The organism is Aeromonas sp. 600948, assembly GCF_049174875.1.
Taxonomy (GTDB): Bacteria; Pseudomonadota; Gammaproteobacteria; order Enterobacterales; family Aeromonadaceae; genus Aeromonas; species Aeromonas veronii_A.
In genome coordinates this window covers 24,263-38,065 of sequence record NZ_JAAKTY010000024.1, presented here as the reverse complement: position 1 = coordinate 38,065, position 13,803 = coordinate 24,263, and the positions used below count along the sequence as shown (strand labels likewise).

Annotated in this window: 12 protein-coding genes; 2 read left to right on the top strand and 10 right to left on the bottom strand. The window is 58.7% G+C overall.

All coding sequences use genetic code 11. The features are described from left to right. Positions 1 to 50: 50 nt before the first annotated feature. Positions 51 to 308 carry a ubiquinone biosynthesis accessory factor UbiK gene (ubiK, locus tag G5182_RS17335; RefSeq protein ID WP_005339429.1) on the bottom strand — a complete coding sequence of 86 codons (258 nt, stop codon included), beginning with the start codon at positions 306 to 308 and terminating at the stop codon, positions 51 to 53. A gap of 300 nt (positions 309 to 608) precedes the next feature. Here ubiK and G5182_RS17330 point away from each other — a divergent pair, with 300 nt between their 5' ends. Next, positions 609 to 3,053: a VolA/Pla-1 family phospholipase gene (locus G5182_RS17330; protein ID WP_227341659.1), complete on the top strand. Its 2,445-nt coding sequence runs from the start codon at positions 609 to 611 to the stop codon at positions 3,051 to 3,053. 66 nt (positions 3,054 to 3,119) lie between these two features. Here the strand turns inward: G5182_RS17330 and glpG are convergent, their stop codons facing one another. The 7 genes from glpG to G5182_RS17295 all read right to left on the bottom strand — a co-directional run bounded on the left by glpG (position 3,120) and on the right by G5182_RS17295 (position 9,370). Next, positions 3,120 to 3,953 (bottom strand): rhomboid family intramembrane serine protease GlpG, encoded by an 834-nt coding sequence (gene glpG, locus G5182_RS17325; RefSeq protein WP_227341658.1) that lies wholly within the window; start codon positions 3,951 to 3,953, stop codon positions 3,120 to 3,122. Beyond that, positions 3,950 to 4,273, bottom strand: coding sequence for a thiosulfate sulfurtransferase GlpE (gene glpE / locus G5182_RS17320; RefSeq protein ID WP_005355913.1), 324 nt, complete (start codon positions 4,271 to 4,273; stop codon positions 3,950 to 3,952). Before glpE ends, glpG begins: the two co-directional genes overlap by 4 nt. 122 nt (positions 4,274 to 4,395) lie before the next feature. Then, positions 4,396 to 5,097 (bottom strand): ABC transporter ATP-binding protein, encoded by a 702-nt coding sequence (locus tag G5182_RS17315; RefSeq protein ID WP_005342433.1) that lies wholly within the window; start codon positions 5,095 to 5,097, stop codon positions 4,396 to 4,398. A gap of 16 nt (positions 5,098 to 5,113) precedes the next feature. Then, a complete protein-coding gene (gene livG / locus G5182_RS17310) occupies positions 5,114 to 5,887 on the bottom strand; it encodes a high-affinity branched-chain amino acid ABC transporter ATP-binding protein LivG (protein ID WP_216952428.1) in 774 nt (257 codons plus the stop codon). Positions 5,888 to 5,987: 100 nt separating this feature from the next. Beyond that, a complete protein-coding gene (locus tag G5182_RS17305; RefSeq protein WP_005355922.1) occupies positions 5,988 to 7,256 on the bottom strand; it encodes a high-affinity branched-chain amino acid ABC transporter permease LivM in 1,269 nt (422 codons plus the stop codon). Next, positions 7,256 to 8,182 (bottom strand): high-affinity branched-chain amino acid ABC transporter permease LivH, encoded by a 927-nt coding sequence (gene livH, locus G5182_RS17300; RefSeq protein ID WP_005339439.1) that lies wholly within the window; start codon positions 8,180 to 8,182, stop codon positions 7,256 to 7,258. The genes G5182_RS17305 and livH overlap by 1 nt, the downstream gene beginning before the upstream one ends. 66 nt (positions 8,183 to 8,248) lie before the next feature. Then, positions 8,249 to 9,370: a branched-chain amino acid ABC transporter substrate-binding protein gene (locus G5182_RS17295; protein ID WP_005342436.1), complete on the bottom strand. Its 1,122-nt coding sequence runs from the start codon at positions 9,368 to 9,370 to the stop codon at positions 8,249 to 8,251. 434 nt (positions 9,371 to 9,804) lie between these two features. Between G5182_RS17295 and G5182_RS17290 the strand changes: the two genes are divergently transcribed. After that, positions 9,805 to 10,809 carry a substrate-binding domain-containing protein gene (locus tag G5182_RS17290; RefSeq protein WP_005355925.1) on the top strand — a complete coding sequence of 335 codons (1,005 nt, stop codon included), beginning with the start codon at positions 9,805 to 9,807 and terminating at the stop codon, positions 10,807 to 10,809. Between the two features lie 63 nt (positions 10,810 to 10,872). Here the strand turns inward: G5182_RS17290 and G5182_RS17285 are convergent, their stop codons facing one another. Both G5182_RS17285 and G5182_RS17280 read right to left on the bottom strand, forming a co-directional pair. Further along, positions 10,873 to 12,198 carry a 6-phospho-alpha-glucosidase gene (locus G5182_RS17285; RefSeq protein WP_421254574.1) on the bottom strand — a complete coding sequence of 442 codons (1,326 nt, stop codon included), beginning with the start codon at positions 12,196 to 12,198 and terminating at the stop codon, positions 10,873 to 10,875. Then, a complete protein-coding gene (locus tag G5182_RS17280) occupies positions 12,195 to 13,784 on the bottom strand; it encodes an alpha-glucoside-specific PTS transporter subunit IIBC (RefSeq protein WP_421254576.1) in 1,590 nt (529 codons plus the stop codon). The genes G5182_RS17285 and G5182_RS17280 overlap by 4 nt, the downstream gene beginning before the upstream one ends. Positions 13,785 to 13,803 lie beyond the last annotated feature (19 nt).

Sequence of the window (13,803 nt, the reverse complement as noted above, 5' to 3'; positions counted from 1 at the left end):
TTTTACAGGTTCAATACAAAGCAAAAACCCCAGCTGAGCTGGGGTTTTCGTTATTCGCCTTTGGCGCCGAGCTGCTGCTCGAGCTGAGCCAGCTTGCTTTCGAGGGCGGCCAGTTTTTCCCGGGTACGCAGCAGCACCTTGGTCTGCACGTCGAACTCTTCACGGCTGACCAGATCCAGCTTGCCCAGCTGCGCTTGCAGTACCTGACGCATCTTCTTCTCGGCCTCTTCACCCATGCTGCGAATGCCGGGTGGCAGGGAGTTGTGCACCTGCTTGGCGATCTCTTCCAGTTTCTTCGGGTCGATCATGATGTCCTCCTTAAGCGTTGGCGGACATTCTACCGACAATTCCCTCACTTTGCCGAGATCGCGGCGGCTTTTTAGTCGTGATGGTGCCCGCTGGCTGGTCGGGTCTGGTTAATCGCTCACTGTTGTTACCCTTGCGCCCCTTTGTTGACGTAAAACCTTGATTCTCGCCACAAACCTGAGCAGAAGATGACCAACATGAGTCTCGTTGGTTGTTGGTTTTATGTTAACGTCTTGCAGTCGCGGTCGTGATGGCCTCGTTGGCTGGTGATGGATAACAACCCTATAAAAAGAGAATAAAAAATGAAGAAGAAGCTAATTTATGCAGCTGTTGTCAGCGCTCTGCTGAGCGGATGTGGTGGAGATGACAACAAGGGAGATACTACCAGCTCCCTGGACTATGCCCTGAGTGGAGCCAATGGACTTCGCCCGAGTGTGCTGGCCCCCCGCGCCAGCGATGGTACCCTGAAGTTTTCGACAGAAACTGCTGATCTGTCGAACCCGGTATCGGCCCTCTCCACCCTTGATGGCTGGTCAACCACCCAACCCGTCCAGCTGGTACCGGCGACCGTGACCGGTGTCTCTGTGCCGGCCCCGGCGGCCAGCGAGTATGTCTCTGCCGTTGCGCCCCTCTACCTGCTGGAGCTGGTACTGGATCCGGTGACTCAGCGACCCGTTGGAGTGAAGAACAATAAGACTCTGACCTATGGCACTGACTTTGTGGTGAGTGATGGTGGCGGCAAACTCAATCTGGTTCCGCTCAAGCCGCTCAATCCCTCTTCCTACTACATGATCGTGGCGACCGACTCCCTCAAGGACAGTCGTGGTACGCCGCTCAAGGCCGGCGGTGATTACAGCAACTTCAAATCGACGGCTGGTGCAACCGCGCAGGAGCAGACCATCAGCAGCCTGATTGCGCTGCAGGAAGCGTTGTTCAAGGCCGCTACCGGGATTACCGGCGATCGGGTGATTTTCTCCGATTGGTTTGCCACCCAATCTGGCGCCGATGTGCTGCTGGCTGTGAAGGGAGGTGCGGCCACCGTGTTGCAGAGCCCGACCCTGGATGCCGCATCGTTGTGGAAGCAGGACGCCAAAGGCAACACCAGCCTGCCGGGGACCTATACGATTGATGCGCTCAATGGCGGGGTATCCTTCCTGACCCAGCTGGCGAACGAGCCATTCTTGCCTCAAGATGATCGGGATGCGATTGCTGCCGCTGTCGCTGCCAATGCCACATTGAACGGCATCGCGGCGGTGACCAAGGTGTATACCGGTGCCGTCAAGCTCCCTTACTTCCTCTCTACTCCAGCGATAGCCGGCTCCTGGGACAAGGCCAAGACCCAATCCTGGTATGGCGCCATTCCCAGCCTCTATACCATCGCCAATGCGTTGAAAGCGGGTGATACCGAGGTGATCGGTGGGCTGGTCGGGGCGGGTGTGGACCCAGTACTGCTGGGTGAGCTGATCGCCGATCCGAGCCGTCAGGCCGATCTGCTGAGGGAGGCGAGCAAGCTGATCGGGGTGACCCTCACCTCGGGTGGCAAGCCGCTGGATGCCGAGCGCAATATCGGTCGTTTCAACCCGCTGCCGACCCTGACCGAAGTACAATCTGTACCGCTGCGGATCTTTGCCCCCACCACTGACCTCAGCACTGTCACCGATGTGATCATCTATCAGCACGGGGTCACCTCCATCAAGGAAAACGCCTATGCGCTGGCGCTGAGCCAGATAGGTGCCGGGTTAGACCCATCAGTGAACAAGGTGGTTGCTGTGGTGGTGATCGATCACCCGCTGCACGGTGAGCGTGGCTATGCCCTGAGCGGCAGCATGGATACCGTCACCACCTCCGAGAACCCGACTCCCTATCTGAATTTGGGTTATCTGACGGTGGCGCGGGACAACCTGAAACAGAGCGTGGCCGATCTGCTTGGCCTTCGCCTGGCTGTCGGTCTGGCCAATGCCAAGGGGCTGGGTGGCCAATTGGGTGGTGCTGGTCTGAAGGTGCATTTCCTCGGTCACTCACTCGGTGCCATTACCGGGGCCAATCTGCTGGCTGTAGCCAACCAGACCACCGGCAGTGCTCAGGCTGATGCCCTGTTCAAGTTCGATACCGGCGGTCTGGCGATGCCGGGTGGCGGCATCGCCCCGCTGCTGCTCAACTCGCCGAGCTTCGGGCCGACCATCAAGATGAGCGTGCTCACCTCGGGCAGTCCTGAGTTGAAGGCCGGGTTTGAGGCTTATGCTCCCGGTTGCCAGACGGCGGTGCCGACCTGTTTCGTGAACGAGTTCCTGCCCAGTCTGGATGCGGCTACTCAGGCGGGGGCTGCGAGCACCTTGCAGAGCTATACCTTTGCCGCCCAGTCAGTGCTGGACTCTGCCGACCCGATCAATCTGGGCAGTGGCGTCGCCAAGAGCTTCCCGCTGTTCGCCACCGAAATTGTTGGTGATGGGGCGCTCAGCTTGCCGGATCAGGTGATCCCCAACAGCATCGCCTCTGCGCCGCTGGGTGGCACCGAGCCGCTGTTCCGGGTACTGGGTTTGCAAGAGCTGAAGGGTTCCGGCGTGCTCCCGGCGGGTCACCATGCTGCGCGCTTCCTGAAAGGGGGCCATAGCTCGCTGCTGGCCCCTGACGAGAACTTTGATCCGACTGGCGCGGTCACCTCCGAGAGCCAGACCCAGTTCGCCAGCTTCTTTATGAGTGGCGGTGCGGCGGTCAAGGTGACTGACGACACCCTGCTCAAGCAGTAACTGCGCAGACCATAAGCAAACGCCGCCCTTCGGGGCGGCGTTCTCGTTTCTGAAACTGCTGAATAATCAGGTCGGCTGGTGGTTGCGATCCAGCCAGCCTTGCAGCAGGCCGACCAGCAGACCGGTCAGGTGGGCGATGTTGGCGGTGCTGGTTCCGAGCATGTCGAAGAAGCCGAGCACCATCCAGAACAGCATAAAGCCCATCAGCGCCGGTGGCAGGGTCAGGCCACAGGCGGGTTGCAGCTTGCTGCGCAGCCAGCAGTAGCCGAGCAGGGCATAGACCACGCCGGAGAGGCCGCCAAACAGCGGGCCGCTGGCGAAGAACTCGGCGATGTTGGGCAGGGCGGCGCCCACCAGCAGCAGGATCAGCAGCTTGCCGCTGCCAAGACGTTGCTCGATCTGACCACCGAGGTACCACCACCAGAGCAAGTTGAACACCAGATGGAGCACCGAGAAGTGGATGAAGGCCGGGGTAAAGTAGCGCCACGCCTGCCAGTCGGTGAACTGGGCCAGCGTCGGGTGGAAGGCCAGTTCGTCGTAGATGGGCAGGCCGATGGCATCGATCCCGTAGACGGCGAGACAGGCGATGATCACTACTAGCGTCAGTGGCCCCGCCTGATGGAGGAAATCGGTGACGGGATCCGTCATCCCCTTGCTGTAGTCGATGCGGGCATCGGCCCGGCCGGACTGCCAGGAGGCTTCCATATAGCGAGGGTGGTTCGGCTCGGCGAGGAAGCGTTTCACCTCCAGCTGGGCTTGGGCAAGGCGTAGCTCGTCCGCCAACCAGATGGTGACCCCCAGCTCGGACTGGGTCAGCTCGCAGGAGATGCCCAGGGTCGCCAGATAGTCCACCAGCGCTTGTGCCATGCGGGCGTTGTCGAGCACTAGCAGCTGGATCATGCCTCGCCAGCCTCGATGGGAAACTCCCGGCGCCACGCCTCGAAACCGCCATCCAGACTGTAGACCTCGTCATAACCCTGTTGCAGCAGGTATTGGGCGGCCCCCTGACTGCTGTTGCCGTGATAGCACATCACGATGACCGGGGTATCGAAATCCACTTCGTTCATAAAGCGCACCAGGGTGCCGTTGGTGAGGTGGAAGGCGCCGACCGCGTGGGCCGCTTCAAAGGATTGCGGGTCGCGAATATCCACCAGACGGGCTTCACCCGCGCTCAGTTTCTGGTGGGCATCATGGGCATTGATATGGGCAAACTGGTCCATCGGGATGTCCTGCGAATATGTTGATTACGGGCCAGTGTACCGCAAGCTTGGGCGCAAACTAACCCCACAAAAGATAAGGGAGCCAGCGGCTCCCTTGTTGATATGGCATGCGGCTCAGTGGGTTAACCGCCCAGATAGGCCTGCCGCACGGCCGGGTTGGCCAGCAGGGCGGCGCCCGTGTCTTGCAGCACCACGTGGCCGTTCTCCAGCACATAACCGCGGTCGGCCAGCTTGAGCGCCTGGTTGGCGTTCTGCTCCACCAGAAAGATGGTCATCCCCTTCTGGCGCAACTGCTCAATGGTGTCGAAGATCTGCTGGATGACGATGGGGGCCAGCCCCAGCGAGGGTTCATCCAGCAGCAGCAGGCGTGGTTTGCTCATCAGGGCACGGCCGATGGCCAGCATCTGCTGCTCGCCGCCGGACATGGTGCCCGCCCGTTGTTGCAAGCGTTCGTGCAGGCGCGGGAACAGGGTGAACACCTGATCCAGCAGGCCATGCTGCTCGGCCTTGTCGACGAAGAAGGCGCCCATCAGCAGGTTCTCCTCCACCGTCAGGCGGGCGAAGATGCGGCGCCCCTCCGGCACCACGGCGATATCCTTGCGCATAATGCGGGCGGTGGTGAGGGAGCTGATCTGTTCCCCCTCAAACCAGATTGAGCCGCTGCTGGGCTTGGGCTCACCGCAGAGGGTCATCAGCAGGGTGGTCTTGCCCGCGCCGTTGGCGCCGATCAGGGTGACGATTTCACCCTCTTTCACCTCGACGCTGACATCGTGCAGCGCCTGAATTTTGCCGTAGTGGGTCGATACGTTGCGAAGTTCTAACATCGTGACTCCTTGGGTCCTACGATTCGCCCAGATAGGCCTTGATCACTGCCGGGTTGTTGCGGATCTCATCCGGCTTGCCGTGGGCCAGCGGGGTGCCCTGACTGACCACGAAGATGCGGTTGGAGATACCCATCACCAGCTTCATATCGTGTTCGATCAGCAGCACCGAGACCCCGAACTCGTCCCGCAGGCTCATGATGAGCTCGTCCAGTTCGTCGGTCTCCTTCGGGTTGAGGCCGGCAGCCGGTTCATCCAGCATCAGCAGCTCGGGACGGGTCGCCATGCAGCGGGCGATCTCGAGTCGGCGCTGCTGACCGTAGGCCAGATTACCGGCGGCGCGGTTGGCAAGATCCTTGAGGCCCACTTTATCCAGCCAGAAGGCGGCCCGCTCCAGCCCCTCCTGCTCCGCCCGGCGGAAGGCCGGGGTCTTGAACAGACCGGCGATAAAACTGGTGTTGAGGTGCTGGTGCTGGGCAACCAGCAGGTTCTCCACCGCCGTCATCTCCTTGAACAGCCGCACGTGCTGGAAGGTACGCACAATCCCCTTGCGGGCGATGAGGTGGCCGGGCAACCCCTGGATCTCCTCACCCTTGTAGCGGATGGTGCCGCCGCTCGGACAGTAGAAGCCGGTCAGGCAGTTGAAGATGGTGGTCTTGCCCGCACCGTTGGGGCCGATGATGGAGATCACCTCGCCCTTGTCGATATCCAGTTTTACCCCGTTGACGGCCAGCAGGCCGCCAAAGCGCATCGACAGATCAGAGACTTCCAATAACTTTTGATTAGTACTCATTTTCTCAGCTCCCGTTTCAAGGTGGAGTGAGTCACTACCAGCTGTTCAGCCACATAGCGCATCGACAGATCAGAGACTTCCATTAACTTCTGATGAGTACTCATTTCTTCAACTCCAGATGCGGACGGGTCATCGGCAGCAATCCCTGTGGCCGCCAGATCATCATGAACACCATCAAGAGGCCGAACATCAGCATGCGGTACTCGTTGAATTCGCGGGCCAGCTCCGGCAGCACCGTCATCACGATGGCGGCCAGCACCACCCCGATCTGCGAGCCCATGCCGCCCAGCACTACAATCGCCAGCACTATGGCCGACTCGATAAAGACGAAGGATTCCGGGCTGATAAAGCCCTGCCGCGAGGCAAAGAAGCTGCCGGCAAAGCCCGCGAAGGTGGCGCCTATGGTGAAGGCGGTCAGCTTGATGATGGTGGGGTTGAGCCCCAGCGATTTGCAGGCGATCTCGTCTTCCCGCAGCGCTTCCCAGGCGCGGCCCAGCGGCATGCGCAGCAGGCGGTTGATGACGAACAGGGTCACCACCACCAGCACCAGCGCCATCAGGTAGAGGAAGATCACCTTGTGGTTGGCGTTGTAGGTAATGCCGAAGAAGTTGTGGAAGGTATCAAAGCCCCCATCCTTGACGGTGCGGTTGAACTCCAACCCCCCCAGCGTCGGCTTGGGGATGCCGGAGATCCCGTTCGGGCCGCCGGTCAGGGTAGTCATGTTGTTGAGCAGGATGCGGATGATCTCGCCAAAACCCAGGGTGACGATGGCCAGATAGTCCCCCCGGAGCCGCAGCACCGGGAAACCGAGCAGGAAGCCGAAGGTCGCGGCCATCAGCCCGGCGATGGGCAGGCACTCCCAGAAGCTCAGTCCGAAGTAGGTGTTGAGCAGGGCATAGCTGTAGGCACCGACCGCGTAGAAGCCGACATAGCCGAGATCGAGCAGACCGGCGAGGCCGACCACCACGTTCAGCCCCAGCCCCAGCATGATGTAAATCAGGGTGAGGGTGGCGAGATCGATGGCGCCGCGAGAAGCCATAAAGGGCCAGCTCACCGCGAACAGCAGCACCAGCACGGCAGTGAGGTTATAGAGCTTGGGCGCCTCTTCCGGGCTCGGCAGCACCAGCTTGGTGAAGCCGACCGAGAAGCCGCTGATGGAGGCCTGAAACAGCTTGGCGATCTGGCCGCGCAGCATCTGGAACCAGAAAACGAGGGTGGCGCCCCCCAGTAGCCAGGCCAGCGACACATCGAGGCGGCTCACTACCTGCAGGCTGGAGCCATCGGTCTCCAGCTTGAAGCCGAGCAGCCAGAAAGAGAGCACCAGCAGCACCAGGCTGGCGATACAGGCGTGGATAAATTGATGTTTCATCACACTTTCTCCACTTCCGGACGACCCAGAATGCCGGTCGGCATAAAGAGCAGCACAAAAATGAGCAGGGCAAACGCCATCACATCTTTGTACTCGGTGCTGAGATAACCGGCGGTGAGCGCTTCAACCACCCCCAGCAGCAGGCCGCCCAGTACGGCGCCCGGAATGCTGCCGATACCGCCCAATACTGCGGCAGTGAAGGCCTTCAGACCGGCCATAAAGCCGAGGTAGGGATTGATGACGCCGTAATACATGCCGAGCAGCACCCCGGCGACGGCGGCCAGCGCGGCCCCCAGCACGAAGGTGATGGAGATGACCACGTGGGTGTCGATGCCCAGCAGGTTGGCCATCTTGATATCTTCCGAACAGGCGCGGCAGGCGCGGCCCATGCGGGAGCGGCCGATGAACTGGGTCAGCGCCAGCATGGTGATGAAAGTCACCACGAAGATGATCAGCTGCATATAGGAGAGGCTGGCCTGAAAGCCATCCTCACCCCCTAGGGTCCAGCCGCCGGAGATCAGGCTGGGCATGGCGATATCCCGCGAGCCCTGTGCCATCCGCATCATGTTCTGCAAGAAGATCGACATGCCGATGGCGGAGATGAGGGGGATCAGCCGGTTGCCACCGCGCAGTGGCCGGTAGGCGACTCGCTCGATGCTCCAGCCATAGGTGCCGGTGATGATGATACTGACCAGGAAGGCGCCCCCCAGCAGTAGAAAGGTGCTGTCGATGCCCATCATCATGAGCCCCGCCATCACCATGAAAGCGACATAGGAGCCGATCATGTAAACCTCGCCGTGGGCGAAGTTGATCATGCCGATGATGCCATAGACCATGGTGTAGCCAATGGCGATCAACGCATAGGTGCTGCCTATGGTTAATCCGTTCAGCAGTTGCTGAACGAGATAAAGGAGGTGTTCGGACATACTGCGTTCCCTGTACTTGCCCGCAAAGAGAGGAGGGGGTGAGCGTACTCACCCCCGATCGGCAGATTATTTGACTTGGCTGGAAGTACCGTCAGCGTGCCACTGGAACACACCAAATTCGAAGCCTTTCAGGTCACCGTTAGGTGCCCAGGTCAGGGGGCCCATCACGGTATCGATCGGTGCGGCCTTGATGGCGGCGGCAACGGCGGCCGGGTCATCTTCACCCGCCTTGGCGATACCGGCAGCCAGGCTCTGCACCGCGGCATAGGTGGTCCAGACGAACGGGCCGGAGGAGTCCTGACCCTTGGCCTTGAACGCCGCCACCAGCGGGGCGTTGGCAGGCACCAGATCGTATTTGTTCGGCAGGGTCACCAGCAGGCCTTCGGAAGCCGGGCCGCCGATGGCGGAGATATCCTTGTTACCGACCCCTTCCGGGCCCATGAACTTGGCTTTCAGCCCCTTCTCGCCAGCCTGACGCAGGATCAGGCCCAGCTCAGGGTGATAGCCGCCGTAGTAGACGAAATCGACGTTCTCTTTCTGCAGCTTGGCGATCAGGGCGGAGAAGTCCTTGTCACCGGCGGTGATCCCTTCATAGGCCACCACCTTCACGCCAGCCTTGTCCAGTGCTGCTTTGACGCTGGAGGCGATCCCTTCACCGTACTGCTTCTTGTCGTGGATAACGGCGACGCGCTGGGGTTTGACCTGCTCGATGATGTACTTGGCGGCAGTCGGGCCCTGATCGCTATCCAGACCTATGGTGCGCAGAGTCAGCTGGTAACCGCGCTCGGTTATCTTGGGGTTGGTGGAGGCGGGGGTGACCATCAGGATCCCCTCGTCTTCATAGATGTCGGAGGCGGGCAGGGTATTGTCGGAGCAGAGGTGGCCGACCACGAACTTGACGCCATCATTCACCACCTTGTTGGCGATGGCTACCGCCTGCTTGGGATCACAGGCATCGTCATAGATGACGGCTTCGATCTGCTTGCCGTTGATGCCGCCAGCCTTGTTGATCTGCTCGACCGCCATCTTGCCGCCGGTGAACTGCATGTCCCCGTACTGGGCAACCGGGCCGGTGAGCGGGCCTGCGATACCTATCTTGATGGTGTCTGCCGCGTGTGCGATGGAGATCGATCCAAACAGAGCCAAAGAAACCGCTGCGCTTACTGTAATTTTGCTCAACTTATGCATTGATTCGTCCCTTAATCAGTGGATTGTTTCATTTACGAGTGCCATTCCGGATCGACATCCCGTGCATCCGGCTATAGGTATGGTTCTATCATTCCTCACGGGGCAATAACAAGCTGTTAAAGATACTAACCAGAGGGGGTGGGGTGGGCTTATTTTGAAATAAATGACCTGTTATTTGTGTTTAATTGGAATTTAGTATCAATTCTTCGCCTTAACATCTTGGTAACCAGAGGTGATTATGATGAAGCACAGAGGATTAGTCTGGTGATATTTTACTCTGATGGTGCTCCCATTTTGACCATTAATCGTTTGCGCAAACAGAAATGAGCGCCTAAATTAGCCGGCATTGACAATTCCGTGGCAGAGCCCGTTAAAACCAAGCCTTTATTCGGGAAATCTGCTAATGTTCCGCCTTTGACAGTCAGGAGACAGAGATGGCCACTATCAAGGATGTCGCCTCGCGCGCAGGCGTATCCATCTCCACCGTCTCACATGTGCTCAACCACACTCGGCGGGTCAGCGAAGACGCGACCCAGAAAGTGATTGAGGCGGTGGCAGAACTCAACTACGCGCCCAACTCGGTAGCGCGCAGTCTTAAGATAAATTCGACCAAGACCATTGGCATGCTGGTCACCACCAGCGTAAACCCCTTCTTCGCGGAAGTGGTGCAAGGGGTTGAAGCGTACTGCTTCGAACAGGGCTACAGCCTGATCCTCTGCAACACCGAAAACCAGCCGCCTCGCCAACAGCATTACCTGAGAATGCTGATGGAAAAACGGGTGGATGGTCTGCTGGTATTGGGGACCGATATCGACACTCCGTTGCGCGACATGCTGCGCATCCACAAGAACGTGCCGCAGGTGGTACTGGATTGGGGCACGGAGTGCGATTTCGCCAACGTCATCAACGACAACGCCCGCATCGGCGCCCGCATGGCCGTACGCCATCTGCTGGAGCTGGGGCACCGCGACATCGTCTGCATCACTGGCCAGCTCTCCAAGCCGACCACCCAGCAGCGACTGGATGGGGTACGTGATGCGCTGGGCGAGCACGGTCTGACCCTTAAAGATGAACAGGTCTTTGAAGGGGACTACGAGAGCCAGAGCGGCTTCGATGCCATGCAGCGCATCCTGGCCCTGCAGCCTCGTCCGACCGCGGTCTTTGCCTTCGACGATCCCATGGCGATCGGCGCGATTTGCGCTGCCTGGGAAGCCGGAGTCAAGGTGCCGGATGATATCTCCATCATCGGCTACGACGATGTGGAGATGGCGCGCTTCTCCAGCCCGCCGCTGACCACCATCCGCCATCCGAAGGCCGAACTGGGCCAGCTGGCGGTGAAGCATCTGGTCAGCCGGATCCGCAACAAGGAGCTGGAAGTGGAGTCGATGACGGTACAGCCAGAGCTGATCGTCCGTCGCTCGGTCAAGCCGCTGCGTTAATTCGCCCCGTTGCCAAAACGAAAAACCCCCTCTGTCACGAGGGGGTTTTTGTTTATAGTCAGTTTACTTCAGTTCCGGCCAGTAGGCTTTGTTGGCCTCAATCAAGTCATCGAGAATGGACTTGGCCACCGAGGCGCTAGGTACTGTTTTGGAGAGCGTGATGGCTTGCCACAGCTTCTGGTAAGAGTGCTCGACCCAGGCTTCGACCACCAGTTTCTCAACCGCGACCTGCTGGCCCATCATGCCCTGCTGGAACAGCGGAATGCAGCCCACCTGCAGCGGCTCTGGCCCGCTGCTGCCGACCAGGCAGGGGATCTCGACCATGGCCTCCGGGTCAAAGTTGGGGATGGCGCCGCGATTGGGAACGATCAGCAGCATCCGCTCCTGAGTGTTGAAGGCGATGGCGGTTGCCAGGTCAACGATATAGGAGGCGTGTTCATCGATCTCCAGCTCGCCCGCTGCTGAGTTGCCTGCCTTGACGATCTCGGTGCAAGCGGTAAAGACCTGCTTCTCGCGGTGCTCCATCACCTCGTTGGCGCGAGTGTGTTCCGGGTTGGAGTGGGCAACCACATAGTCCGGGTAGAGGTAGTACTTCAGATAGGTGTTGGGCAGGGTATCCGGGTCGAGCGCCCACACATCCCTGGCCTTGGCGAAGGTATCGTTCCAGCTGGCTTCGGCATGGCTGGCGCTGTTGGGTACATAGCCGTGGCGGGCAACGTGCTCCTTGATCTTCGGCATCAGGTCGTTGCCTTCCAGATCCTCGATGCGGGTCCACCAGCCAAAGTGGTTGAGGCCGTAGTAGCGTACTCGCATATCTTTGCGGGATTTGAGACCGGCAATCTGGGCCATGCGCCCCTCGATCCCGATTGGCATATCACAGATGTTGAGGATTTTGGCATTGGGGCGCAGGCGACGGGTCGCTTCGGCGACGATGGCGGCCGGGTTGGAATAGTTGAGCATCCAGGCATTGGGTGAGTACTGCTCCATATAGTCGACCAGCTCCAGCACTCCGCCGATGGAGCGCATGCCATAGGCGATACCGCCCGGGCCGCAGGTCTCCTGACCGACCACACCATGACGCAGCGGGATCTTCTCGTCCAGCTCGCGCATCGGATATTTGCCAACCCGGATATGGGCCATGACGAAATCTACATCGCTAAACGCTGCTTTGGGGTCGGTGCCATAGCTGAAGGCGATCTCGGGAGCCTTCTCTTTCAGCAAGATTTTGCAGGCTTCGGCGATGATCTCCTGACGGGCACCATCGTTGTCGTAGAATTTGATCTCCTTGAGCGGGAAGCGATGCTGATTTTCCAGCAACATCAGAACGATACCTGGAGTAAAAGTGCTACCACCACCGGCAATGACTACAGAGAATTTTTTCATGATCATGACTCCATTACTAAAGACGATTGTTGATGACTGTTGTTCATAATCGATTCCATATTTTCACGTACCTGAGGTACATGCAGACCGATAATTACCTGGATACTATCGCCATGGCGGACGACACCATGGGCTCCCAATTTAATAAACTCCTCATCTGCATCTGCTAGCTTGCTGTTAACCAGCGATATTCTTAAGCGCGTGGCACAATTATTCAGACTGCGTATATTATTGACTCCGCCAAGCGCTTCGATAATTTGTGCTGCACTATCACTGCCACGCTGTTTTTTGGCTGCCTGATAATCTGACTTGGAATAAAGCTTTATTTCACTGTCTTCCCGGCCCGGTGTTTTAAGATTGAGCCGGATAATCAGTGCGCGGAATATCAGGAACCAGATGCCGGTAAAGACCAATCCGATAGCGATCTGGGTGAACATCATTCCCGCATGGTTGTGGAACATGGGTATCCAGTTCTGCGGCAGGAACTGGTCGAGTAGACCTCCACCCATGTTGCCGACCACACCAAACAGGTACATCACAGTCGACATGGTGGCTGCCAGCAGGGCGTGGATGGCAAACAGCAGCGGTGAGATGAAGAGGAAGGTGAACTCCAGCGGCTCGGTGATACCGACCAGAATGGCGGTCAGGGTGGCCGGGATCAGCAGGCCTGCGACCTTGGCCTTGTTCTCTTTGGCTGCCGTGGCATAGATGGCCAGAGCAATCCCCATGGCACCGAAAATCTTCGAGTTGCCATGCAGGGCGAAGCCACCCTGAGGGAACTGTTCAATCAGCGGGCGAGTGCTCTGGCTGAACTCCAGCATGTGCTGCGCCCAGTAGAGCTGAATGCCTCCCTCTACTGCCGCTGGGCCGAAGATGAAGGGGCCGTAGATAAAGTGATGCAGGCCGGTCGGGATCAAAATTCGCTCGAGGAAGGTGTATACCCACACCCCGACCGGACCCGAGACCAGCATGAAATTCTGCAGGGAGGCGATGCCCATCTGTACTTTTGGCCAGCCGAGCAGTGTCAGCCAGGCACAGGGGATCATCACGAAGAAGGCGACAATGGTGACAAAAGAGCTGCCCTGAAAGATGCCGAGAAAGACCGGCAGTTGGCGATCAAACAGGCGGTTGTGCAGTGCCGTCACGATGCCGGAGATGACGATGGCCCCTATGATGCTGGTATCCAGGGTCTTGATCCCCGCTACCATGGCGAGGCCACTTTCACCCCCTATATCCTGACTGAAGTCGACCCCGAAATAACTGCCCCAGGTCATGCCCATGGCGTTGATAAAATAGTTCCAGGTCATGAAACTGACCAATACAGCCAGACAGGCTCTGGCTTGTGCCTTATTTGCCAGACCGATTGGCAGGCCAATCGCAAATATAAGCGGCATATTCCTGAATACTGTCCAGCCACCTTCTTCAATAATATGGATGATCTGGAAGAATAATCCTTGTGGGTTTGCCAGTGATTCACCGACAAACATCGGGTTTTTCAGCATAATTGCAATGCCTACTACCATACCTGCAAAAGGAAAAAGCAGTACAGGAGTGAACATTGCTCCGCCAAAACGTTGAATTTGACTGAGCATATATTGTCCCTTGGTTGAA